Genomic DNA, 23,473 nt, shown 5'->3' with positions numbered 1-23,473 from the left:
GGTAGGCTTCGGATGGTGGACAGCCTGTCCTTGTTCAAGGTGCTGGCCGACGGTTCCCGGTATGCGATCTACCAGCTGCTCGCCGACGCAGACGAGCCGCTTTCGACCACGGCCATCAGTACCAAGCTGCACCTGCACCCCAACACCGTCCGCCTCCACCTGGAGAAGATGCGCGAGGCCGGCCTGCTGGAAGCCGAGCCCGACCGCCACGGCTCGGTCGGCCGTCCCCAATACCGGTGGAAGGCGATCGCGGAGGTCCCTGCGTTCGGCGTCGAGCGGGGCGGCTTCAGGCTCCTTTCCCACCTGCTGGCGGAGATAGCGGCCGCGCCGCAGGGAGGCGCCGGATCAGCGTTCGACGTCGGTCGCCGGGCGGGTGAACGGCGCCGCGGGGAGCGCAACGGCGATCAACTGTCCACCTCTGCCCGCCCCGAACGCACGCCGGCAGCCGCATGCTTGAGAGCGTTCGTTGACGAGCTGGCCGGCCTCGGGTTCGACCCCGTGATCGACCCCGACGGCGATCCTCCCGGCGACGGTGACGAACAGCGCGTCGCTGTGTCCTTTTCCCGGTGCCCCTTCCGGGAGCTCGCCGTGCTCTACCCCGACCTGGTGTGCGAACTGCACCGGGGCCTGAGCGAAGGCATCGCATCGGGTGCCGAGGTGCGGCTGGAGTCGTTCTCGAGCCTGGTGGACCAGGATCCGTGCAGGGCCGAGGTGACCCTTGGCGCCAGATGACGGGTAGGATGTCTCTGAGCGTTCGCGCCCATTCAACTTTTCAGGAGGACCGGTGAGCACGACCCAGACCGACGCCAGCCAAGAAATGATCACCCTCACCGACAGCGCGACGACCAAGGTCGCCGAGCTCCTCGAGCAGGAGGGCAACCCGGAGCTCGCGTTGCGGGTGGCCGTCCGTCCCGGTGGTTGCTCCGGCTTCAGTTACGAGATGTTCTTCGACAGCGACGTGGCCGACGACGACGTGACCGTCGTCTCCGGCGCGGTGCGCGTCGTGGTGGACCCGTCCAGCGCCAGCCTGCTCCAGGGCGCCACGCTCGACTTCAAGGATGGCCTCCAGGGCGCCGGGTTCAGCATCAACAACCCGAATGCGAGCCGCACCTGCGGTTGCGGCAACTCCTTCAGCTGACCCACCGCCGCTGAGCGTCGAGTTCGTCCTCGACGGCCGCCGGGTCGTAGCGCCCCGCGACGGCGTCTCCCTGCTCGAGGCGCTGCGCGAGGACCTGGGCGAGAAATCGGCCAAGGATGGCTGCGCGCCCCAGGGTCAGTGCGGCTGCTGCACCGTCCTCGTCGACGGGTCGCCGCGCGTCGCATGCGTCACGCCCGTGCGGCGGGTAGCGGGGCGCTCGGTCACAACCGCGGCCGGGATCGACGCTGGGGCGTCCGAGCGGCTGATCGGGTCGTTCTTGCGCCATGGGGCCAGCCAGTGCGGTTTCTGCACCCCCGGGATCCTGTGCCGGCTCTCCGCACTCGGCCCGGATCCCGATCCCGCCAAGGTCGAGACGGCCCTGCTCGCCCATCTCTGCCGCTGTACGGGATGGCGGACGATCGTCGACGCGGCGTGCGACCAGCACGTGCCCGGCGAGCCCTACGGCCCCGGCGCGGGAGCGTCGGCGCGGGCCACGCTCGAGGGGCGTACTCCGCAGGACGTCGGGCCGGACATCGTCGTCGGCGGCGGCGGTTTCGCCGATGACACCGCCCCCCCCGGCTGCCTGGTCGCGGTACCCGACGGATCTGGAGGGTGGTCCGTCGGGGAGACCCTCGCCGAGGCCCGAGCGGCGTCCGGGAAGGTCCAGGGACGCCGCAGCGGTCAGGCCCTCGCCCACCCGGTCGGGCTGCCGGAGGGGGACTGGGATCTCCGGATCCAAACCACCTGGGTGGAGCCCGCCTACCTCGAACCCGACGCATCCTGGTGCGAGCCGGGAGGCGAGCCGAGGTCACCTGTAGCCAACGGCGGAGCGTTCGGCGCCAAGACCTCCTCGCTCGCTCCCGCCGCTGCGCGGGAGCTGGCCGACCGGTACCGCCGGCCGGTGCGTGTGGTCCTCTCCCGCGAGGACGTTGTACGCCTCGGCCCGAAGCGGCCTCCCCTCTCCGCCGGCCTTCATGCCGACGGCTCCGGCGTTGTGCGGGTGGCGTCCGCGCCGGGCATCAGCGAAGCGATCGCATCGGTGGCCCCGGCGCTTCTGGTCGAGGAGGTCCCGGTTCTCGGGCCGCCTGTCTCCTCCCGGGCGCGCGCAGCGGGATGGGCGGAGGCGGCCGTGCTGCTCGAGGCCGCCCGGGCGCTGCGCGAAGCCCGGGTTCCGTCCGGCGGTGCCGCTTCGGCGAGCGCCGAGGTCGCCGGCCCGGGCGGAGGCTGGGCTAGGGCAACCGTGGCCGTCGATGCAGACGGGTGGCCTTCCGGCGTCGACGTCGTCGTGCGCTGCGGACCGGTCCTCGACGAGGTCACGATGCGTTCCTACGCCACGGGGGCGGCGCACATGGCGCTCGGGTGGGTGTGCTCGGAGGCCATCGCTGTCGGCGAGGACGGTGTGCCTGATGATCTGACGATCCGGTCGTTTGGGGTTCTGCGCGCCCGGGACACACCCCCGATCCGGGTCGGGATCGACGAGGACCGTGGCGCTGCGGGCGAACCGGTCAACGGCTCCGACGCGGTGTTCGCAGCGGTCGCCGCGGCGGTGTGGATCGCCCAGGGCCTACCGTTCAAGTGGCCGACCCGCAGGGGAGGCCACCGGTGACCCGGCCGACCCGCAGGCGAGGCCCGCTACGCACGAAGGAGAGACCATGACAGCGCCAGCACCCGGCTCCAAGCCCGTCGGGCCGTACACCCCCGTCGTGAAGGCCGGTGACTGGTTGGTGTGCAGCGGCCAGCTCGGACTGCAGGATGGCCGCCTCGTCGAAGGCGGCGTCGTGGCGCAGGTAGCGCAGGCCGTGCGCAACATCGAGGCGCTTCTCGCCGGCTACGGCGCCGGTCTCGATGCGGTGGTGAAGACCACGGTGTTCCTGGCCGATATCGGTGACTATCAAGCCATGAACGACGCCTACGTCTCCGCCTTTGGTCCCCACCGCCCGGCCCGGTCCGCGTTCGCCGTGGCCGCCCTGCCGCTCGAGGCCGCAGTAGAGATCGAGGCCTGGGCCTATTCACCCGATTCGGGCTCACCGGCTTGAGATTCACCGCCTTTGGCGCCGGGCGGTCGCCTGCCGGCCCCCGAGGGCGGGACATAGCATCAATTGCTCAAAAGGGATCTAAGCTTGGAGCTGTGACTGGCTGGGGAGGACCCACCGGCCGTGCGCCTTGGGCCGACCCCGCGGTGAGGCTGGTCTCCGACGACGCGGCGCGCAGCGCCGGCGTGGAGATACGGCACCTCGAGGAGCTGCCCGATATGGCCGAGGTGGAGGGCCTGTTCGAGCGCATCTGGGGCCCGGGCGGGGTGACCGTTCCTCTGCTGCGCAGCCTTTCCATCAGCGGCAACTACGTCGCCGGCGCGTGGGCGCACGAGCATCTGATGGGGGCCTCTGTGGCCTTTGCGTCCCCCGAGCCAGGCCGGCGGAACGCCCACCTCCACATGACCGGGGTCGTCCCGAGCGCCCAGGGTAGCGGGATCGGCTTCGCCCTCCTGTGCCACCAGCGGGCGTGGGCGCTGGAGCGGGGGATCGAGCAGATCACCTGGACGTTCGACCCGCTGGTCCGGCGCAACGGGTGGTTCGCGACCGTCAAGCTGGGAGCCCGGTGCGACGCTTACTACCACGACTTCTTCGGGTACCTCAACGACCCGATCAACCGCTGGGACTTCACCGACCGCTGCCTGGCCCGATGGGAACTCGCGGAGGCGAGCCCCGGGGAGAACCGGCCCGCCGACCAGGACGACCCCGACATCGAGGAGATGGCGCTGACCATCCTCACTGAAGGTGCCGGCGGCGAACCTGTCCTCGTCCCTGCGGACTGGATCGAGCAGGCCCCCGAGCTCCTGCTGTGCCAGGTCCCGTCGAACACCCAGGCTCTACGCCAGTCGGAGCCCAAACTGGCCCGAGAGTGGCTCGCGGCGCTGCGCGGAACGCTCGCCCGTGCGCTCGACGCCGGCTACGTCTTGACGTCCATGACGACCGGCGGGTGCTACGTCCTCCGCCGGCCGGAGGGTTAAGGAGGTTCGCTCCGTCTGCCCAGGCAGTAGTGCGAACCTCTTCAGGGCGTCCAGCGTCCCTGACCGAACCGGTAGCCCACCGAGCGCACCGTCGAGATCAGGTTCGCCTGCTCCTCCCCGAGCTTGGCGCGCAGCCGGCGGATGTGGACGTCGACGGTCCTCGCCCCGCCGTAGTACTCGTAGCCCCAGACCCGCGAGAGCAACGTCTCGCGGGTGAAAACCTTGCCGGGGTGAGTCGCGAGGAACTTCAGGAGCTCGTACTCCATGTAGGTGAGATCGAGCGGCCTGCCCGCCACCGCCGCCTGGTAGGTCTCGAGGTTCAGCACCAGTGCGCCGTACTCGACGAGCTCCGGTCGGGTTCCGCGTCCCGTCCTCCAGAACAGGTGAGCGAGCCGGGCGTCGAGCTCCTGGCCCTGCCACGGCGAGACGCAGAAGTCGTCGAAGAGGTCCTCGCGCAGCTCCAGCTCGCCGAGCTGCGATACGCACACGATGAGTAGGACTGGGGCGAGCGGGATGTCGCGCTTTCGCAGGACCCGGCACATTGCGAAAGCGCCGTCGGGATCGGTGTCGGCGCAGACGATGGCGCCGGACCAGCCGTCGTCGGGCTCCACCCGCTCGGCCACCGCCGGCGACGCAACCGACTTCCACTGGTAACCGCCGAGGTCCAGGGCCTGCGCGAGGAGTGGTGGTGCGGGATCTGGAAAAAGAAGGAGCGGCTCCACGGCAGGCTCTCGAAGCTCCTACAGCGAGGTGAGGTAGCGGCGCAGCTCGAATGCCGTTACCTCGGCCTTGTAATCGGCCCATTCGGCCCGCTTGTTGCGAACGAACCATTCGAAGACGTGCTCGCCCAGCACCTCGGCTATCAGCTCCGACCGCTCCATCTCGTCGACCGCCTCGGACAATGACCCGGGGAGCGACTCGATGCCCTCGGCGAGTCGTTGTGCCGGTGAAAGCTCGTAGAGGTTGGCGGCGGCCTCCGGTGGCAGCTTGTAGGAATTCTCGATCCCGTTGAGTCCCGCAGACAGCACCGCCGCGAACGCGAGGTACGGGTTGGCGGCGGGGTCGGGTGCGCGGTACTCGATGCGCGTCGAGTCGCGCTTGCCTTTCTTCGTGGGAGGCACGCGCACCAGAGCGGAGCGGTTGTTGCGAGCCCACGAGATGTACACGGGCGCCTCGTATCCAACGATGAGACGCTTGTAGGAGTTGACCCATTGATTGGTCACCGCTGTGAGCTCGCGCGCGTGCGCGAGCACGCCGGCTATGAACATGCGCGCGACGGGGGAGAGGTTGTACTCGTCGGAGTCGCCGTAGAACGCGTTGGAGTCCCCGTCGAACAGCGACATGTGCGTGTGCATCCCTGACCCCTGCACGCCGTGCAGCGGCTTGGGCATGAACGTCGCCATCACGCCGTGGCGCGCCGCTATCTCCTTGACCACCATCCGCACCGTCATCACGGTGTCCGCCATGGTCATGGCATCGGTGTACCGGAGGTCGATCTCGTGCTGGCTGGGAGCGTCCTCGTGCTGGCTGTACTCCACCGGGATCCCCATGTCCTCGAGGGTGAGCACCGTCTCCCGGCGCAGCTCCGCAGCGAGGTTGTTGGTGGTCAGGTCGAAGTACGAGCCGTGGTCCAGAGGTCGGGGCGACATCGGATCGGAGTTTCCGTCGAAGTAGAAGTACTCGAGTTCCGGTGCCACGAAAAACGAGAACCCCAGGTCCCTCGCACGCTCCAAGCTCCTACGCAGAACGTGGCGCGGGTCACCCTCGAACGGAGTGCCGTCCAGGTTCACCACGTCGCACACGACCCGCGCGACCGGCGCGCCGTCGCTCAGGTAGGGGAGCAGCTGGAATGTCTTCGCGTCGGGCATGGCCAGCACGTCGCTCTCCTGCACCCGGCTGAAGCCGTCGATCGTCGAGCCGTCGAAGGTCATGCCCTCCTCGAGAGCATTCTCCAACTCCGCCGGCGTGATCTGGAACGACTTGGGGGTGCCGAGGACGTCGGTGAACCACAGCTGGATGAAGCGGATCCCACGCTCCTCGACGGTGCGCAGCACGTAGTCCTGTTGACGTTCCACATGCAAGAGGTTATGGCCAATGACGACGGCCCGGCGTGGGGTTGAGGCCCCATCCGGGCCGGTTGTCACAGACTGTTCACACTTCCGCAAGGAGACGTTCGCACAGCCGTGGCACAATGACGGCCCGTCAGAACACGACCCGGCAAGGGGCTACAGGGAGCATTAGGAGCAAGCACGTGACCATCAAGGCCGAGTACATCTGGATCGACGGCACCGAGCCGACCGCCCTCCTGCGCTCGAAGACCAAGATCCTCGACAAGGGTGGCGCCGCGGCGGACCTCCCGATCTGGGGTTTCGACGGGTCCAGCACCAACCAGGCGCCGGGCAAGGCGTCGGATTGCGTGCTCAAGCCGGTCTTCGCCTGCCCGGACCCGATCCGCGGAGGCGACGACCTGCTCGTCCTCTGCGAGGTTCTGCTGACCGATTTCACGCCCCACCCGACCAACACCCGCTCGGCGCTCGCCTCGGTCGTCGACAAGTACGGCGACCAGGAGCCCCTGTTCGGGATCGAGCAGGAGTACACCCTCTTCAAGGGCAGCCGCCCCCTCGGGTTCCCGGATCACACGGGCTACCCGGCCCCCCAGGGGCCGTACTACTGCGGCGTGGGCTCGGACGACATCTACGGCCGGCCCCTCGTGGAGGCTCATCTGGACGCCTGCATCAGCGCCGGCCTGAGCCTTTCGGGCATCAACGCCGAGGTCATGCCCGGCCAGTGGGAGTTCCAGGTGGGGCCCCTCGGCCCGCTGGAGGTCTCCGACCAGCTTTGGGTGGCTCGCTGGCTGCTCCACCGCCTCGGGGAGAACTTCGGGATCTCCGCCACCCTCGACCCCAAGCCCGTACGCGGCGACTGGAACGGCGCCGGGTGCCACACCAACTTCTCTACCAAGAAGATGCGCGAGTCCTATGAAGCGGTGATCACCGCCGCCGAGGCCCTCGGTCAGAACGCCGAGGAGCACATCGCCGCCTACGGCCACGGCATCGAGGACCGCCTCACCGGCCATCACGAGACGGCGCACTACAGCGAGTTCACCTACGGCGTCTCCGACCGCGGCGCCTCGGTGCGCATCCCGTGGCAGGTGGAGAAGGACGGCAAGGGCTACATCGAGGACCGCCGGCCCAACGCCAACATGGACCCCTATATGGTCACCCGGCTCATCGTCAACACCTGCTGCTCCGCGCTGGTCTAGCCGGCGCCGGCGCGCCCAGCCCACCCGGTCTGCAAGACTTCGAACCGGCGCCGGCGAGGGCCGCGCCGGTTCCGAATATCGGGGGTTGTTCCGATGGGCTTTGCCAAGCGCACGCCGGAAGAGGTCCTGAGCCTGGTGCAGGCAGAGGGGATCGAGATCGTCGACTACCGCTTCTCCGACCTCCCGGGCCTGATGCAGCACTACTCGTTGCCAGCGCACGAGCTGACCATCGACAGCTTCGAGGAGGGCTCCGGCTTCGACGGCTCTTCGATCCGCGGGTTCCAGGAGATCCAGGAGTCCGACATGCTCCTGGTCCCCGATCCGGACACCGCGGTCATCGACCCGTTCCGACAGCACAAGACGCTGAACCTCAACTGTTTCGTGCGGGATCCGGTCACCGGCGAGTCGTACTCGCGCGACCCCCGCTATGTCGCGAAGAAGGCCGAGGACTATCTCGTCTCCACAGGTGTGGCCGACACCGCCTACTTCGGACCCGAGGCGGAGTTCTTCATCTTCGACGACATTCGCTTCGACCAGAACTCTCACGAGGGCTACTACCACATCGACTCCGTCGAGGGGATCTGGAACTCAGGCAAGGACGAGGGGCCCAACCTCGGCTTCAAGCCGCGATACAAGGAGGGGTACTTCCCGGTCCCGCCGATGGACCACTTCCAGGACCTCCGCTCGGAGATGATCCTCACCATGGAGCAACTGGGGATCGAGATCGAGATCCAGCACCATGAGGTCGGGACCGCCGGCCAAGCCGAGATAGACATGCGCTTCGACACGCTGTCGGCGATGGCGGACAAGCTGATGCTGTACAAGTACGTGGTGAAGAGCGTCGCCCGCGCTCACGGGCTGTCGGCCACGTTCATGCCCAAGCCGATCTTCGCCGACAACGGGTCGGGGATGCACGTGCACTCGTCGCTGTGGAAAGGCGGCGATCCGCTGTTCTATTCGGAGCTCGGATACGCGGGCCTTTCCGATCTCGGGCGCTGGTACATCGGCGGCCTCCTCGCCCACGCTCCGGCCATCCTCGCATTCGCAGCACCGACCACGAACAGCTACAAGCGCCTCGTTCCCGGGTACGAGGCGCCGGTCAACCTGGTCTACAGCCAGCGCAACCGCTCCGCCGCGTGCCGCATCCCTCTGTACTCGAAGAGCCCTAAAGCCAAGCGCGTCGAGTTCCGCTGCCCCGACCCGTCGTGCAACCCGTACCTCGCGTTCTCGGCGATACTCATGGCCGGGCTCGACGGCGTGCTCAACAAGATCGAGCCACCCGACCCAATGGACAAGGACCTCTACGACCTGCCCCCGGAGGAGCTTGCGCAGGTTCCTACCGTTCCCGGTTCTCTCGAGGAATCACTCCGCGCTCTCGAAGCCGACAACGACTTCCTCCGCGCCGGCGGTGTCTTCACCGACGACCTCATCGAGACGTGGGTCGCCTACAAGCGCGAGCACGAGATCGACCCGGTCCGCCTGCGGCCGCATCCCTGGGAGTTCATGCTCTACTACGACATATAGGGCCCTGCAGGACTCTTGCACCTCTCAGAATCCGAGTGTCCGCGAAATGTCCGCGGGATGCTGAGCCATTTTTCGCCTTGCGGCGTCGAAGGGCCGTAACGCGCCCAGGGGTTATCTAGGCAGTCGGCTGGCGATTTCCGCCGGGTACTCGGGGAAGTAGCGCCCGATCACGTCCAAGCTGAAGCTGCGCAGTATCGACGACGGTGGTTCGCGCTCGAGTAGGAACGCGAACGATTCCCTCACCAACTCGGCTTCCGACTTTCTGCCCCAACCCAGCTCGGTGGCGAAACCCGCCGGCACACTCACGACGTGGCTGGTCGTCGCACCGGAGCCTCGAACCTCGACCCGGTAACCGCCCTCGCTCTCCTGGCTGACTTTGACATCCGGTTGCGCGCTCATGCGAGGCGCACCTCCGCGGCGCGCATCTCGATGACGAAGGGTTCGCCGCTCATTGGCTCCATCTACGCCGGCTCTGGCTCGGGTTCCTCGGCGGTTACCGCCGTGCCGAATACGGTCAAGCCGAATAAGAGAACGGAGACGGCGTGAACCGCGGTGCACCACTCGCAGATCGCGTCGAGCTTGAAAAGCTCCGCGTAGATCAGCCACACCGCCGTTCCCACGCCTACGAGGGACCAGACAACGCGCCCCACCCGCAGCGCGGGCCAATGGCTGTTCCACGCGCGGGGTGACTGCAGCACAGACATGACAGCGAAGAAGATCAAGCCGAGCACGGCTACCGGAACGCCGCTGATTTCGGAGTATCCGCTCGTCGTCACCTTGAGGCAGTTGACCATGCCGCCCGCCGCCGGGCAGGTGAGCGACGTGGACGCCGTGTAGTGCTCGTAGGTCAGGTAGGCGGCGATACCGAAGCCGAGAAAGGAGAGGGTAAGTCCGCCGATGGCCGGCCAGCGGGGGAGGCGGTTGTACTCAGCGCTTTTCGACTGGGTCTCGGTGGTGCCGCTCATGGTCCTAGTCATTGGCTGAGGACGACGGTCCGCTCTGGGCCACGTTGGTGACGGGGGCCTTGACGGCGGCCACGGCCTGGCAGGTGGCGGCCGGCCGCTGGCCTGTGATGCCACAGATGTATTTGACCAGCGCCGCGGCCGAGGCGTCTATCGACGCGCCCACTGTTGTGGAGTTGTCGCCGACCGCGCCGGCGATCTGAGCGAAGTCTCTACCCTCGATGACGGTGGCCGGGTACTGGTAGGTGTCGAGGACGTATTTGCCGCCTGCGTAGATGAAGGGGTACGACTCGCTGCCGAGCACCCCGGTCCAGAGTCGGACCTGGTCGGGTGTCGGGGTTTGAAGCGGCTCGTACGAGTTCCCTTTGGGGACATTGGTCAGCGTTTCGACCGCCGTGAAGGTGAGGTACTGGCTCGTGTAGCTCGAGCCGTAGAAGCTCAAGGTGGCGAGGTTTCCGTCACGCACCGCAGAGCGACTTTGCGACAGGTGGGAGAACGTGCCGAACTGGGAGAGAGCGACCACCATGGGCCAGCGCTCGGTGGCGCAGATCGGGCAGAACTCGGCGCCGATGTACAGGATCTGGGGCTTGCCGCCCGACGTGTAGGCCGGGGCGTTGATCTGGTAGGCCGGAATGAGATGTGATGCCGCGCTCGTGTCCGATGCCGCCACCAGGGTTGACAACGGGACTCCGGTGAGGTGCGCTTCCTGAGAGGCGGTCAGCGGCACGCGCGGCGCAGCCTTCTGCGACGACGACGAACTGAGGCCCACCGCCACGACAACGGCCACCACGATGACCACGGCTGCCACAGCCATCGCTGCCATGATGTTGCGCCGTCGGCGCAGGGTGGACTGGCGGGCGCGGCGCCCCTGCCCTGCCGAGCTACCAGGCCGACGGCCTTGCTGACGACTCTTCTGCCCGGCCCGGGGTGGGACCGGGGAGGAGCCCTCTCGGCTGGGCGACGGCTTCGAGGGGCTGTTCATCCAAGGCACTCCTGCCACTTCGGGGGACCGCCGGATCTCGCCAGCCCGACGGGCGGTTCAACGGCGCATCCTACGGGCATCGGCACGGCACCCCCCAAGGGCCGTTCGTCCTCGCGCGCGACGCCAACGGTCACGGTGAGTTCTCATCCAACACGGCCAGGGACGGCCACCCCGCTGTACCCGGGGGGAGGCTGGTTGTCCGGGCAGGCCCCCGGGGGATCGTTGTAGCGGTGGTCGCGGGTCCAAGGCCCCAGTTCCCACCCAGCCTTCATCGTCGGCAGGTGCAGCGCGGGAGTCAGGTCGGCGGTGAGTAGGGCTCCCCACTGCGCTGCTCCATAAGGGCAGAAGTGAGCGTTGTCCAGCTTGCGCGCCCGCAGCCAGCCGCCGCCGGAGGTACGGAACCAGGTGTAAAAACGACCGCCCGGCGCGAACAATTGGTCGGTCGTCAGGTACACCGCGTGCCGCGGGAACTCCTTGACCACCGCCTCCGCCACCCCGTTCCACGCGCCCTGTGCCTCCGTTCGCTGCAACCAGTCGGCTGCGCGTGCCGAAGTATCGGGGATAGCCGTATCAGGACCGGATTGTGGGAACTCCATTAGGACCACGAGCTTCACTCCCGTGTCAGGGCTCAACAGCAGGCGCAGGGCCGAGCCCAGGCGCTGCGCGTACAGCTGCGGCGTCTTCTGGGCCTCCCCGTCGTCCCAGGACCAGGTGCCGATCACGATCTGCGGGCGGAACCGCCGCGTGGTGCTCAGCACGTCGGAGGCCCACGCCGGGTCTCTGGTCAGGCCCCACCCGGGGAAGGCTGTATTCGCGACCACGGAGACCTCGCCGGTCGATTGGAGAGCTGCGGTTACCCCCGGTGAGCCGTCGAACATGACGCTGTCACCGATGATCCAAGCTCGGTACGGGTCGGCGGGTGACGCTCGCGGCAGGTCGAGCGGCACCTTGATCTCCTGCGGGGTGGGCGCCGGCAGGGAGGACGAGCCGGCGACGGGCGGTCCGACGGTCGCCCCCACGATCAACGCAGCCGTGACGGCGAGGCCGACAGCCGCGAAGCCGGCGGAGGGGACGCGCGCTCGTCGTGCAAGGGCCGCCCAGTCGAGTCGCCGCAGCGGTCGCTCGATCAGGTAGTAGCTGGCAACCGACGCAACGAGCATCGCTGCCACGCGCACCACGACCAGCAATGTCCCCGACAGCCCCGAGCTGTCAGGGGTGATCAGCACGATGGTGGGCCAGTGCCACAGATAGAGGCTGTAGGAGATCAGCCCGAGCCAGCGCACGGGTCGCGCGCTCAGGAGCCTCGACAGAGCGGTGCCGGGAGCTCTCACCACGCCGACGATGAGCATCCCCGCACCTGAGGCGATGGCGACCAGTCCGCCGTTCCACACCCAGGTGGGAGGCCCGCCGGCCCTCCAAACACCAACGACCACGGCTACCGCCCCGGCCCACGCCAGCAGCTTCCAGACAACCGGTCGCGCCGGGGCGGTCCCGCCGGTCGGCCAGGTCATGGCGAGGACACCGCCGAGCAGCAGCTCCCAGGCGCGCGTGTCGGTGCCGAGGTAAGCGCGGTTCGCGCCATAAAGGTCGGCGGCGAAGCCCATCCAAATCGCCGACGACACCGCGAGAACTACCGACACGGCGATCAACCAATGCCGGCGCCGTTCGCTGCTCAAGGACCTAGTGAGCAGGAGTACCGCTCCGAGCAGCAGGGGGGCGAGCACGTAGTACTGCTCCTCGACGGAAAGAGACCATGCGTGCGACAGGGGGCTCGGCGCCGTGAATTGGGCGAAATAGCTGTTGCCTGCTGCGATCTGCTGCCAGTTCGCCCCGTAGAGGACCGTGGCCAGTGCCGGCCAGCGCAACTGCGCCGGAACCAGCCCCGGTCCGTTGGCCCAGGAGTACGCACAAAGTACGAGGAGCATCGCGATCACAGCCGGGAAGAGCCTTCGGGCTCTGCGTCCCCAGAAGCGCCGGAGCCGGCTCAGATGGGCTCCATCGTCGAGCAGTATCGACGTGATCAGGTATCCCGACAGTACGAAGAAGACGTCGACGCCCAGCCAGCCGCCGCTCAGGTAACCGAGGTGGTAAGCGACCACCGCCGCGATGGCCGCAGCCCGGATTCCGTCCAGTTGGGGCAGGTACCCCCTGAGCGCCACGGTTCAGCCAACCGGGCCAGGGGCGCGTGGATCAGAGGCGGTCCATTCTTTCACGTTGGAGATCTTCACGGGCCGGGCTTCCTGCCGACAGGGTCGAACGGCCCGAACCGGGACGTTCAGTGACGGCGGCGGAAGATCAGGACGCAGCAATCGTCGGAGGCATCCCCGCAGAGCTCCTCGATGATCCTCGTGGCGAGGCTTTCGACGGGGGCATCGGCCATCTGCTCCACCATTCGCATCAAGCGACGCGTCCCGTGCTCGAGCGTGGCGAAGTGCCAGTTGAGGTTGTCGAGGATCTCGGCCGGCGTCAACCCCGCCGCGGCGAGGCCCCTTGCAGCGTTCCGCAGCGCCGGCAGGGCCTTCCCGCGCTGATGCCGGAGATGTTGCAGTCGGAGCGGCGGGTGCGTCCCATCCCAACGGTGATTCCCCTTACTGCAGTCAGGCCAATCGTTCCGACCCCACCATGACGCCGCGGCCCGTGCCGGCCTCAGTGCCCTAGCTGAATCGCCTTCACCAGAAGAAGCGCAGCGCTCAAGACGAGGTAGGCCCGCAGTGCAAGGATCCCGAGGCGCAAACCCGGCGACCAGCGAACCGGCTTCAAGAGGGTGAGGGGTGGCATGCGCCAGCTCAGCCTGTCTGCGGGCGAGAACTCGGCAGTAGGGCGGCTTGTCTCCGAACGGCGGGTCATCACCTTCAGCGCGAGCGCGACCACGGTCCCGCCCGTGGCGAGCACCGCTGCCAGCACCACGAGCACGAGTGTCACGTCGACGTGGGGGAAGAGGGTGGTCGCCATGAGGGTTCCTGAAAGCACGAGAAGGACACCGACGATGATCGAGGCCAGGACGTTGAGCCAGGGCGGGTTCGTCCAGGGGCCCAGCACCTCCGGGTCGTTGCACAAGAGAAGGAGAAAGACGCTGGCGGACGGCAGCAACAGCCCTGCGAGCGCCTGCACCGAGACGGTGATCAGGCCGAGGGGGGCGCTGGGTATGAGGACGACCCCCGCAGCAACCGCGACCATCGCGATGTAGCTCAGGTAGAACTGCCTGGCGTCCTTGAAACCGCGATGCAGCGAGTGGCGGATCCCGAAGACGTCCCCGAACGCGTAGCTGGTGGACAGCGTGACCGCCGCGGCGCCGATGACGCTCGCGTCGAACAGCAGGATCGCAAACATCGTGCCTAGCCCGCTGCCGCGCTGCGACAGCAGCCGTGCCACTCCCGCGGCGTCGGTGAACTTTCCGAATGCCGGCGTACCGCGCGCCGCCCAGTCCGCCGTGATCATGATCGCGGCCGCCCCTATCACGACGACGACCGACCCGATCACCGTGTCCGCCCTCTCGTAGCTGATGAACCGAGGGGTGATCCGCTTGTCGACGATGTTCGACTGCTGGAAGAAGAGCTGCCAGGGGGCGACCGTGGTACCGACGATCGCGATGATCAGAAGCACTGAAGCGGACGACGTGCCGCCCGTGATTTTCGGCACGACGAAGTCATGGCCGATCGTGCCCCAGCGAGGGTGGGAGAGCAGGAACATCGGGATCTGGATCAGGCTCACCGCGATGAAAGCGAACATCGCCCGCTCCCAACGGCTGAAGCTGCCGGAAGCCATGATCGCCACCAGTGCCACGGCCGCGACTGGTACGGCGATATAGGGGGAGATTCCCGCGTACTTGGCTGCGAGCAGGATGCCGATGAACTCGGTGACGATGGTGAGGAAGTTCAATATGAACAGGTCGCCGACACTGAACCAGCCCCATCCCCGGCCGAACCGCTCGTTGATCAGGCGGGCATGGCCGACCTGGGTGACCGCGCCGAGACGCACGACCATCTCCTGGTTGACGATCAGCACGGGGATCAACAGCAGCAGCGTCCAGAGAAGGCTGGTGTGGAAGTCCTGCCCCGCCTGCGCGTAAGTGGAGACGCCGCCCGCGTCATTGTCGCCGACCATGACGATGATGCCTGGGCCGACGATGGCGGCCAGTGTCAGCAGCCGTTGTCTCCAGGTTCGGCGCTCCCCGATGTCGCCGAGCGATATCTGGCCGAACGCGCCCTCGATGTTGCCCACGTGGGCTTCGTCGAGCGCGGCCGACGGTGTTTGAAGGCGGGGTGCCTGGTTCTCCGCGGGGCGTGACTCCTCCGCCGCCCCGGAGCCCTTGGCGCCGCTGGCGGCTAGACGGTCGGTCACGGCCTAGCCCCGCAGCTCCGGGCTTTCTTGCTCCGCGCCGGCCGTCTCCAACTCGGGCACGGCCGGTTCGGGATGAGCAGGAGGTTCTCGGCGTCTCCAGTCGTCGGGGATGGTCACCTCGAGCACGTCGTCAACGGTGATCACGCCAAGAAGATGGTTGTCCGCGTCCACGACGGGGACGGTCATCAGGTTGTAGTCCGCCATCAGCAGAGTGACGTCAACCACGTCGGCGTCGGCGGTGACGCGCACGGGGTCCTTGTCGACCAGGTCCGCCAGCGCCGTGTCGGCATCGGCCTGCAGCAGCGCGATCACGTTCGCCGTACCGACCAGCCGGTTCTCGACGTCGACCCCGTGGACCGTCAGCAGGGCCTCGGGCTGGAGCCGGTCGGCGAGCCTGATACGGCGCAGCGCTTCCTCGACGGTGGCTTCGGCCGGTACCGAGAGGAAGTCGACACCCATGATCCCACCGGCGCTCGTCGAGTTGAAGCTGAGCAGTGTCATGACCTTGGTCCGGGTGCCGGGAGGCAACAAGTCGAGGACCTTGAGCCGGCGGTTCTGTGGCAGCTCGGCAACCGCGTCCGCGGCGTCGTCGGCGCGCATGTGGGCGATCACGTCGGCGACCTCGTCGTCGGATTTGTCCTCGAATAGCCGGTTGGCGATGTCGGGATCCAGTTCCTCGAACACATCTGCTTCGAGCTCGGGGTCGGTATGGACGACGTCGAGGATCTCCTCGCCCTCTTTGGGGCTGGCTTCTTCGAGAAGGTCGGCAATCTGGGCGGGCTTCAGCCTGTGCACGCGGCCGAACGCGGCTCTCGCCCTCACGCTGGCAGCGTGGCCGATGAGCGGCTCGAAGGCTTTCCAGTCCTGGCAGGGATGACCCGCGGTCGCGCGGATGAGACCGAAGAACCTCGCAGGGCGACGGGTGTCGAGGCAGGTGACGACCCACCCTTCGCCCGTCTCGCTTAGCTCGATGTCCCACGCGCGCACGAGCTCCGCCTCCGCGACGTCGATCAAGCGGTGGCCGAGGATGTCATCTCGCAGCAGGACCTCTCCCTCCCTGCGCTCGAAGCTGCGCAGGTTGAGCCGCGCGTCGGCCAGCCCGACGGCCTCGCCTGCCAGGTCGGAGATCATCGACACGGGCACGAATACCCGCCGCCCGCCGACCTTGCCGACGAGCCCGGTCACAAGCGGGAGGTCGCCGCCGCGCAGGCGCACGATGACGTCGTCGACGCGCCCGACGCTCTCGCCGTCCGGAGAGCACAAATGGCTCTTGAGCAGCACGGACAGGTGCACGCCCGTACCCTACCGGAGGCGCGCGCGATGACCTAGTGTCGCGTCACCGGCAATGAGGTCTCGCGCGGGCCTCGGCGAGGGAGGTAAAGCTGCGATTGGGCGTGCGCGGCCGCAACAGATCGTCAAGCGTCACTTTCGGGGAACGCTCAGCGGGCCCGCAAGGGGCTCCGGGGTTCGGCCGCGCAGGTGCCTTGATAGGAGTGCTCAGCCTGCTGCTGGTGATCGGCGGTCTGCTCTTTGCTGCGGTCGCAGCGAGCATCCCCCCGGCAGAGCACCCGACGCTTTTCGGGGGATCGCTCGTACTCGAGGATCAGCGCCCCCTGACTGTCATTGATCTGGCGACCGGTCACGTCACCATCCGGCTGCAGGGCGTGTACACGGAGGTGGGCGCGACGGGATACGGGGAGGTCGAGGCCGTCGCGCTCGACAGCGGGACGCTGCTCGTCGACCGCAAGACGGGCACGTTCAACCTTCTCGCCAAAGACGACTACCTGCTGGACACGTCGGGACCGGGAGTCGGGCTCGGCCCGCTTGCCGGTTCCACGGGCGCGGGCGCGTTCGCTGCAGGAACGAGCGCCTACATCGTGCGGTACGCGCCACGCAGCACGGTCTCCCTCGTAGACGCTTCGACGGTCAGGGAGGGTGCCAGGCTCGAGAGCCAGGCATCCAAGTCATCTGCTCCCATCGGACAGGTTGTGACCCCTCGCGGTTACGCGGAGCTCAGCGGCCCGGTCGCCGATCGCCCAGGGTCGGCGGCGGTGAACAACGCGACAGGGGACTTGTGGGTTCTGGCGGGAGGTGGCATCCGGTGCACGCTCGTCCAGCTTCACCCGTTGGCGACCGCGCACACCGGACTGGTGGCCACGACGCGGGCGTCTTTTCCCTACCCGTGCGCCCGGGTGGCGATCGGGGCGACCGGCGACGCGATAGGTGTCGCGTCCCCGGGTCGGCTGAGTCTGTTCGCAACGGGGGCCCGGCCGTCGAAGGTCGAACCGTTGGCGGGGACCTCGCGCGTCTCACAGTTCGTCCCCGTCTCCGGCAGCAGCGAGGGTTTCCGCTTCCTCGCCAGGTCACCTGCAGGTTGGCTGCTAACGGGCTCGGTCGGGCCAGCAGGCCCAGCCCTCCGTCCGGCCCCTCTTCGTCGCCTGGGCCAGAGCGCCGCGCCGGCGTCCCCGGTGATGTCGCGGGGTTCGATCTACACACTCGACCAGGCGGCCGCCGGCCAGCCGGCCCTTTGGCAGGTAGACGCCACGAGCGGCACCATGTCACGTGTGGCCGGCGAGCCGTCATACCCGGCTCGCGGCCCGACCGAGAAGGCGAGCTTTGAGGGAGCGCAGGTACTTGCCGAGGGCCCGCGGGTCGTGTTCAACAACCCCGGAAGCCTCCTGGCCGTCGTCGTCTTCACCGACGGCAGCGCGCGTCCCCTCGTGGTCGACAAGAGCGAGGCCGTGACGGTGAGTGCGACGGGACCGGCGGACCTGAATCTCTCACCACCTGTCACCGCGCCGGGGTCGCAGGCGACCGGATCGGCCGGCTCGAAGACGGTGCCCGCAGTGCAACCCGTCAGCCAGCAGGTCACCTGCGCGACGACCAAGCAGAAGCCGTACGCACCCGATATCAACTCGGTGACCCCGTCCTCCGGGAGCGCACTGATCTCCTGGTCCTATCAGCTTCTCGACCAGACCGACTGCGAGCCCGACTCGTGGTCCGTGAAGGTCACAGCACTCAGCAGCCCTCACCAACCGGACAATCCCGTTCAGCTGGTTAACGGGCAGGACCAGCTCATGTTCACCGGCCTGCGGCCCGCCACGACATACGAAGCAACGGTGACCGCGTACATAAACAGCCAGTCGACCGCCTCACCGCCGGCGACGTTCACCACCGCGGCCCGCGGGCCCGACGCGCCGACTTCAGTCACCACCACGTCGGACGGCAAAGGGGACTGGGTCGTGTCCTGGGCGCCGTGCACGGCGTCCGACTGCTACGTCCCCGCCGATGTGTGGAATGTGACAGGTTCGGCGTGCGGGACCGCCTACGTGGGCCAACCGCCGGCGGTCGAGGTCCCCGGGGCCCAGAACAGCGTCACCATCGACGCGGACAGCCTCGGATTGCTGGGGGATTCGCTGTCGTTCTCCGTCCAGGGGTCGCTCACCTCCGGGCTCACCGGCGACCCGACGCCGGACCGGTCCTGCACGCAGGCGTGGCGCCCGCCCGATCCATCGCTCATCGCCCTCAACCGGTCGTCGGTCCCGCAAGGCCAGACGGTGTCCGTGACCCTCCAGGTCGCCACGTCGGTTCCGGCGGTCGAAGCGTTCGGGAGCCGTTCCACCCAGTTCGTGTACAGGGTCGCGGGGAGCACCGTAGGACCTACATCTGCCACTACCGCCATCGTGCAGGGGGTGACGCCCGGGGTCGCGTACACGCCGAGCGTCGTCGTGTACCCCGAAGGGCATCAGAACGCCGCGATAACCGTCGCCGGCGCGCCGCTCACGCCGACGCTCGCATGGCCCTCCGATATGTCCGTTTCCGTTCAGCCGAGCGTCGACCAGTCGGACCCGAACCAGGGGAACCTCGCCGTGTCTTTCGCCAACATTCCCCCCGGGCCGATGCAGGCCAGTGGTGCGTACACGTGTGGGAGCACGCAGGGTCCGTCGTTCAGCGGTTCGTTGTCCTCGAACGTCCTCCAGGTGCCGATGGACCTCGTCAACTTCGGCGGGCGGTGCAGCCTCACGGCCACCGTCTCGGACCACGACACCGCTGTATACGGCGGGACGTCGTCGGCGCCGATGACAACCAGCTTCACGATCGGGACGCAGCCCCAGTACACCTTCAGCGCGCGGGTGGACCCGGGCTGCCAGAAGACCGTCTGCATTCCGGAGAAGATCGACGTGCTGTACGGGGGCCCAGGGTCCCCTAAAAGCGGCGGCGACTGGGCGATCAAGACCGCGTCGAGTGGATACTCCCAGCCAACCGGTGACCCATGCGCCAGCCAGGTGCCGCTTGCCGCTCCGCCCCCGTCGACAGGGGTGACTGTAAGCCTGCCGGACCTGTGCCTAGACCCCAGCAAGGTCGACGTATGGGTCTTGTACACCTATTTGGGGATGGTCACCCAGGTCGATGCCGGCACCCCCACGGGGACACCTGCGCCACCACCGACGACCACCACCACGACGACCACGCCGTCGACCACGTCGCTTGCGCCTGCTGCTCCTTCGGGTGGTAGCGCTGCGGCGATGATCGCCCCGATAGCCTTGCCTATCGCAGGATTGGCGAGGCGCGGTTTGAAGAGGAAGAACGTGAGGGCGGGACCGTGAGCATGAGCCCAGAAATGCACAGCTTCGTCCAGCGGGTCGACCAGCTCGTCGCCAACGTGTGCAAGGTCATGCACGGCAAGGACGATGTCGTGCGGTCCGCTGTCAACTGCGTCATCGCCGAGGGCCACCTGCTGATCGAGGACGTACCCGGGGTGGGCAAGACCTCCCTGGCTAGGGCCATTGCCGCTTCGGTCGCGCTCACGTGGAACCGCATCCAGTTCACGCCCGATCTTCTGCCATCCGACGTTACGGGCGTAGCCGTGTTCGACCAGGTCACGTCGACGTTCAGCTTCAGGCCAGGGCCGGTGTTCGCCAACATCGTCCTCGGCGATGAGATCAATCGCGCTTCTCCTAAGACGCAGTCCGCGCTCCTCGAGGTCATGCAGGAGCAGACCGTCACCACCGACGCAACGGTCTACCGGGTGCCGAGCCCGTTCGTCGTCGTCGCCACGCAGAACCCGATCGATCTCGAGGGCACCTACGTGCTCCCCGAGGCGCAGCTCGACCGTTTCATGATGCGGCTGCGGATCGGCTACCCCGGTCCTGACGCGGAGGCCCGCATCCTGCGAACCGAACGGGATGAGGCGACGGTCGGCCATCTCGCGCCAGTCATGACCGGCCAGGAGCTGCTGGAGCTGATCGACTTCGTCAAGCACAACGTCGAGGTTGCTCCCGCAGTGGAGAACTACATCGTCTCGCTCTGCGCTCACACCCGCACCCTGCCGGAGGTGCGCCTCGGGGTCTCTCCTCGGGGCAGCCTCGCGCTGCTGCGCGCCGCCCGCGTGGCGGCGGCGGCCTCCGGGCGCTCGTACGTGATCCCCGACGACGTCAAGGCATTGGCCCAAGCGACGCTTTCACACCGGATCATCCTCCGTCCCGACGCCGAGGTACACGGGCGGACAGCTGAAGAAGTCGTCACCAGGGCACTCGAGTCGGTCCCCGTGCCGCGCATGGTGCTTCGATGACATGACCCGGCTGGGGGCGGGCTGCTCACTCCTCGGCCTGGCGGTCGCAGCAGCCGGCTTCGCCGTCCACTGGGCTCAGGCCGCTGTCCTCGGCTCCGGCCTGGTGGTGCTCGCGCTGGGCAGTCTCGCGTACGTGCTCTACCGGCCCCGCCTCGAGTTGGAGAGAGTGGTCGAACCTCGACGGGTCGAGAAGGGACTGCCGGCGATCGCCCTCATCCACGTGGAGAACGCATCGCGGAGGTCACTCCCCCCTTTGGACATGGAGCAACGACTTGGGGACGACGTCATCCGATCGACCCTGCCGAGACTGCGGCACGCGGAGCGATCGGTGCGCACCTACCGGCTTCCCACGACAAGACGGGGCATCTTCGAGATAGGTCCTGTCGAGCTCCCGCGCGCGGATCCCTTCGGCCTGTGCCGCACGGTCCAGCGGCTGGGAGAGCCGCAGCAGATAGAGGTTCACCCCAGACAGCTGGCCCTCCGGCCCCTCCCCACCGGCCTGTCGAAGAACCTCGAGGGTCCCTCAAGCGACGCGGCGCCGCAAGGGACGATCACCTTCCACCGCATAAGGGAGTACGCGGTAGGTGACGACCTGCGTCTGGTGCACTGGGCTTCGACCGCGCACACCGGCAAGCTGATGGTCCGCCACAACGTCGACACCGCCCAGCCGTACACGGTTGTGCTCCTGGATCTCGACCCCGATGTCTATTCGGCGGACTCCTTCGAGGAGGCTGTCGACGTCGCTTCATCTGTCGTCACCTCGATGGGATCGGGAAGAGCCCCGGTCCAGCTGAGGACCACCAGTGGCGCTCGCATCGGCGGGCCCGCGCAACGTGACCCCACCCCCCTGATCGATTACCTCACGCGGGTAGCCCCGGCGACGTCGAGCTCCCTTCACGCGCAACTCGTGCTCTTGCGGCGAGACCGGGGAGGAACGGCGCTCGTGGTGGTGACGGGACGCTTGCGCGCGGACAGCCTTCCGATGGTGGCCGCCCTGCGCAGACGCTTCGACCGTGTCGTGGCGGTGTCGCTGACCCAGGAGCGGGCCCCGGCGCCGGTCCATCCGGGTTTGACCGTGGTCTCGGCAGAGACCGCAGAAGAGCTGGCTCGCGTATGGAATTCCCGGATCGCACGATGACCGACGACCGCGGCGACCGCCGGCTCGCAACCGCTTTGTTCGCGGCGCTCCTTGCCGGCTCCGCCCTCGTCGCTTCCCTGCCGTGGCTGCGGGCATACGCCTCGCCGAGCGCCCGGTGGGAAGTGGTAGCGGCTGCCGCCGTTTCGGTCCTCCTATCGGCGTGCGTGTCGACGGTGCTGCGTGCACGCGCTCTGGTGGGCTTTGCGCTTTCAGCCGGCGTCCTGCTGCTGGCGCTGCTCGTCAGCGCCGGGTTCGATCTTTCGGCGCTCGCATCCGGGTTGGTACACGGTCCGGGGAGGCTGTTGAGCGAAACCCTCCCTCTTGGCGGGAGTGCTGTCGCTTGCGCCGCGGTCGTGGTCGTGTGGGTCGTGGGGGCGGCCGCCGGCGAGATCGCGTTCCGTGCCGGACCAGAGTCTCATCTGTCCGGCGTGGCATTCGCCGCTCCCGTCGTGTCTTTCGTGCTGGCGTTCGCGGTGACCGTCCGAGCCCCGGGCGAGGATCGGATCGCGGCACCTCTGCTTCTAGTGCTGCTCGCGGCGGGGGCGCTGGCAAGGCAGCGATGGAGGGTCGCGGCGTCGACGGCTCTGCCCTCCGTGGAGCCCGAGACAGGGCCGGCCGCGCGAGACGGGCGTGTTCCGAGGCTGAGCTCGCGCGCGGCGGCTGCCGCTCTCCGGACGTACCGGGCGGTCGGCCTCTTGGCGTTGGCTGCGGTGGCGCTGGCTGCGGGGATTCCCGCCATCCCGGCTTTCGGGAAGGCGCCCGCGGGGGTGTACGAACTGCCGCCCACCGACTCTCATCTGCTGATCGATCCGGTTGCGGCAATCGGAGCGCTGAGAGATGCCGGCAACCCTCGCCGGCCTCGCCTGATGATGCGGGTGACGACCGAAGCCGCGAGCGACGGGTACCTCACGGAGGCGGTAATGGACCGCTTCGACGGATCCGAGTGGACGTTCGAGACCACATTCAAGCCGACAGGAGGCCGCGTGCCTGTCCCGGCCGGATACACCCGCCCCGCCATCGGTACCGCAGAGGTGACCGCGTCGACCACGCTGTTGTCCCGGCTGCCCGTGCCCCTTCTGCCCGCTCTGGAACGTCCCGCGAGGGTCGACGGCGTCCCCGTGGCCGCCGACGCCGTGAACGGAATGCTCGCTCCGGCGCAGCGTCTCGCGCTTCCGATCCAGTACACCACGGTGTCCGACGCTCCTGTTTTGACGCTCGCCGGCGTACCCACCGTCGACGGGATCGAAGCTTCTCCGACGACGCCGTACGCCGGCGGCGACGTGGCGTCATCCGGTGACCTTCAACTGCCCGCCGACAGCGCGAATGCCGTAGGAACGGCAGCGCGCTTTGTTGCAGCGATCACGGGCAGGCGGCCGGCGCCCACGGTCGGGTTCCTCCAGCAAGCACTGCTGGCCCTCCGGCACGACGAGAGGCGGCTGGATCCCACGCTGGGGTCGACTGCTGGGGGTGGCGGGTCGGGAGGTACGTCGTTGTCACAGGTGATCAACGCTGTCACGGTGAACCGCAGCGCGACGCCGGAGCAG

Annotated in this window: 20 protein-coding genes; 11 read left to right on the top strand and 9 right to left on the bottom strand. The window is 67.9% G+C overall.

What is annotated here, in order from left to right; translation table 11 throughout:
- The first annotated feature begins 15 nt into the window (after positions 1–15).
- The 5 genes from VNF71_00120 (at position 16) to VNF71_00100 (ending at position 4,148) form a co-directional block, all read left to right on the top strand.
- A complete protein-coding gene (locus tag VNF71_00120) occupies positions 16–732 on the top strand; it encodes a helix-turn-helix domain-containing protein (protein ID HVA72955.1) in 717 nt (238 codons plus the stop codon).
- 52 nt (positions 733–784) lie between these two features.
- Positions 785–1,138 (top strand): iron-sulfur cluster insertion protein ErpA, encoded by a 354-nt coding sequence (gene erpA, locus VNF71_00115; protein HVA72954.1) that lies wholly within the window; start codon positions 785–787, stop codon positions 1,136–1,138.
- Positions 1,098–2,744, top strand: a complete 1,647-nt coding sequence (locus VNF71_00110; protein HVA72953.1) for a 2Fe-2S iron-sulfur cluster-binding protein — start codon at positions 1,098–1,100, stop codon at positions 2,742–2,744. Before erpA ends, VNF71_00110 begins: the two co-directional genes overlap by 41 nt.
- A 46-nt stretch (positions 2,745–2,790) precedes the next feature.
- Entirely contained in the window at positions 2,791–3,174 is a 384-nt protein-coding gene (locus tag VNF71_00105) for a Rid family hydrolase (GenBank protein ID HVA72952.1), read from the top strand.
- A 92-nt stretch (positions 3,175–3,266) separates the two neighbouring features.
- Positions 3,267–4,148: a GNAT family N-acetyltransferase gene (locus VNF71_00100; GenBank protein ID HVA72951.1), complete on the top strand. Its 882-nt coding sequence runs from the start codon at positions 3,267–3,269 to the stop codon at positions 4,146–4,148.
- Between the two features lie 41 nt (positions 4,149–4,189).
- Here the strand turns inward: VNF71_00100 and VNF71_00095 are convergent, their stop codons facing one another.
- Together VNF71_00095 and glnA (VNF71_00090) are read right to left on the bottom strand one after the other, a co-directional pair.
- Complete coding sequence (locus tag VNF71_00095; GenBank protein HVA72950.1) at positions 4,190–4,870, bottom strand: response regulator transcription factor; 681 nt, start codon at positions 4,868–4,870, stop codon at positions 4,190–4,192.
- 18 nt (positions 4,871–4,888) lie between these two features.
- Positions 4,889–6,223, bottom strand: a complete 1,335-nt coding sequence (gene glnA / locus VNF71_00090; protein HVA72949.1) for a type I glutamate--ammonia ligase — start codon at positions 6,221–6,223, stop codon at positions 4,889–4,891.
- Between the two features lie 176 nt (positions 6,224–6,399).
- Between glnA (VNF71_00090) and glnII the strand changes: the two genes are divergently transcribed.
- Both glnII and glnA (VNF71_00080) read left to right on the top strand, forming a co-directional pair.
- Positions 6,400–7,410 (top strand): glutamine synthetase GlnII, encoded by a 1,011-nt coding sequence (gene glnII, locus VNF71_00085; protein ID HVA72948.1) that lies wholly within the window; start codon positions 6,400–6,402, stop codon positions 7,408–7,410.
- A 93-nt stretch (positions 7,411–7,503) separates the two neighbouring features.
- Positions 7,504–8,934, top strand: coding sequence for a type I glutamate--ammonia ligase (glnA, locus tag VNF71_00080; protein ID HVA72947.1), 1,431 nt, complete (start codon positions 7,504–7,506; stop codon positions 8,932–8,934).
- Between the two features lie 111 nt (positions 8,935–9,045).
- On the opposite strand, the gene VNF71_00075 is transcribed toward glnA (VNF71_00080), so the two are convergent.
- From VNF71_00075 to VNF71_00045, 7 genes are all read right to left on the bottom strand, one after another.
- Positions 9,046–9,333 (bottom strand): hypothetical protein, encoded by a 288-nt coding sequence (locus VNF71_00075; protein ID HVA72946.1) that lies wholly within the window; start codon positions 9,331–9,333, stop codon positions 9,046–9,048.
- A gap of 62 nt (positions 9,334–9,395) precedes the next feature.
- Entirely contained in the window at positions 9,396–9,899 is a 504-nt protein-coding gene (locus tag VNF71_00070; GenBank protein ID HVA72945.1) for a vitamin K epoxide reductase family protein, read from the bottom strand.
- 4 nt (positions 9,900–9,903) lie between these two features.
- On the bottom strand, positions 9,904–10,710 hold the full coding sequence (locus VNF71_00065; GenBank protein ID HVA72944.1) for a DUF929 family protein: 807 nt from the start codon (positions 10,708–10,710) through the stop codon (positions 9,904–9,906).
- 311 nt (positions 10,711–11,021) lie between these two features.
- Entirely contained in the window at positions 11,022–13,037 is a 2,016-nt protein-coding gene (locus tag VNF71_00060) for an acyltransferase family protein (protein HVA72943.1), read from the bottom strand.
- Between the two features lie 116 nt (positions 13,038–13,153).
- Positions 13,154–13,348 carry a hypothetical protein gene (locus VNF71_00055; GenBank protein ID HVA72942.1) on the bottom strand — a complete coding sequence of 65 codons (195 nt, stop codon included), beginning with the start codon at positions 13,346–13,348 and terminating at the stop codon, positions 13,154–13,156.
- Positions 13,349–13,524: 176 nt separating this feature from the next.
- The gene (locus VNF71_00050; protein ID HVA72941.1) at positions 13,525–15,219 is read right to left on the bottom strand and encodes an NRAMP family divalent metal transporter; all 1,695 of its coding nucleotides are present in this window, start codon (positions 15,217–15,219) and stop codon (positions 13,525–13,527) included.
- A 3-nt stretch (positions 15,220–15,222) separates the two neighbouring features.
- Positions 15,223–16,512, bottom strand: a complete 1,290-nt coding sequence (locus VNF71_00045) for a CBS domain-containing protein (GenBank protein HVA72940.1) — start codon at positions 16,510–16,512, stop codon at positions 15,223–15,225.
- Between the two features lie 200 nt (positions 16,513–16,712).
- Between VNF71_00045 and VNF71_00040 the strand changes: the two genes are divergently transcribed.
- The 4 genes from VNF71_00040 to VNF71_00025 form a co-directional block, all read left to right on the top strand.
- Complete coding sequence (locus tag VNF71_00040; protein HVA72939.1) at positions 16,713–19,826, top strand: fibronectin type III domain-containing protein; 3,114 nt, start codon at positions 16,713–16,715, stop codon at positions 19,824–19,826.
- A gap of 2 nt (positions 19,827–19,828) precedes the next feature.
- Positions 19,829–20,791, top strand: a complete 963-nt coding sequence (locus VNF71_00035; protein HVA72938.1) for a MoxR family ATPase — start codon at positions 19,829–19,831, stop codon at positions 20,789–20,791.
- Position 20,792: 1 nt separating this feature from the next.
- A complete protein-coding gene (locus VNF71_00030) occupies positions 20,793–21,929 on the top strand; it encodes a DUF58 domain-containing protein (GenBank protein HVA72937.1) in 1,137 nt (378 codons plus the stop codon).
- A partial coding sequence (locus VNF71_00025) for a hypothetical protein (GenBank protein HVA72936.1) occupies positions 21,926–23,473 on the top strand: 1,548 nt, incomplete at its 3' end. The genes VNF71_00030 and VNF71_00025, both read left to right, overlap by 4 nt.

Source organism: Acidimicrobiales bacterium, assembly GCA_035533095.1.
Classification (GTDB): Bacteria; Actinomycetota; Acidimicrobiia; order Acidimicrobiales; family Palsa-688; genus DATLUM01.
Note: the sequence above shows the minus strand (reverse complement) of the source record. Positions and strands in the feature narration are given on the sequence as shown.

Excerpts from the sequence above, each read along its gene's own strand:
- VNF71_00110 (HVA72953.1), top strand. The coding sequence starts at position 1,098 with ATGCGAGCCGCACCTGCGGTTGCGGCAACTCCTTCAGCTGACCCACCG.
- VNF71_00105 (HVA72952.1), top strand. The coding sequence starts at position 2,791 with ATGACAGCGCCAGCACCCGGCTCCAAGCCCGTCGGGCCGTACACCCCC.
- glnA (HVA72947.1), top strand. The coding sequence starts at position 7,504 with ATGGGCTTTGCCAAGCGCACGCCGGAAGAGGTCCTGAGCCTGGTGCAG.
- VNF71_00075 (HVA72946.1), bottom strand. The coding sequence starts at position 9,333 with ATGAGCGCGCAACCGGATGTCAAAGTCAGCCAGGAGAGCGAGGGCGGT.
- VNF71_00070 (HVA72945.1), bottom strand. The coding sequence starts at position 9,899 with ATGAGCGGCACCACCGAGACCCAGTCGAAAAGCGCTGAGTACAACCGC.
- VNF71_00065 (HVA72944.1), bottom strand. The coding sequence starts at position 10,710 with ATGGCTGTGGCAGCCGTGGTCATCGTGGTGGCCGTTGTCGTGGCGGTG.
- VNF71_00035 (HVA72938.1), top strand. The coding sequence starts at position 19,829 with ATGAGCCCAGAAATGCACAGCTTCGTCCAGCGGGTCGACCAGCTCGTC.
- VNF71_00030 (HVA72937.1), top strand. The coding sequence starts at position 20,793 with ATGACCCGGCTGGGGGCGGGCTGCTCACTCCTCGGCCTGGCGGTCGCA.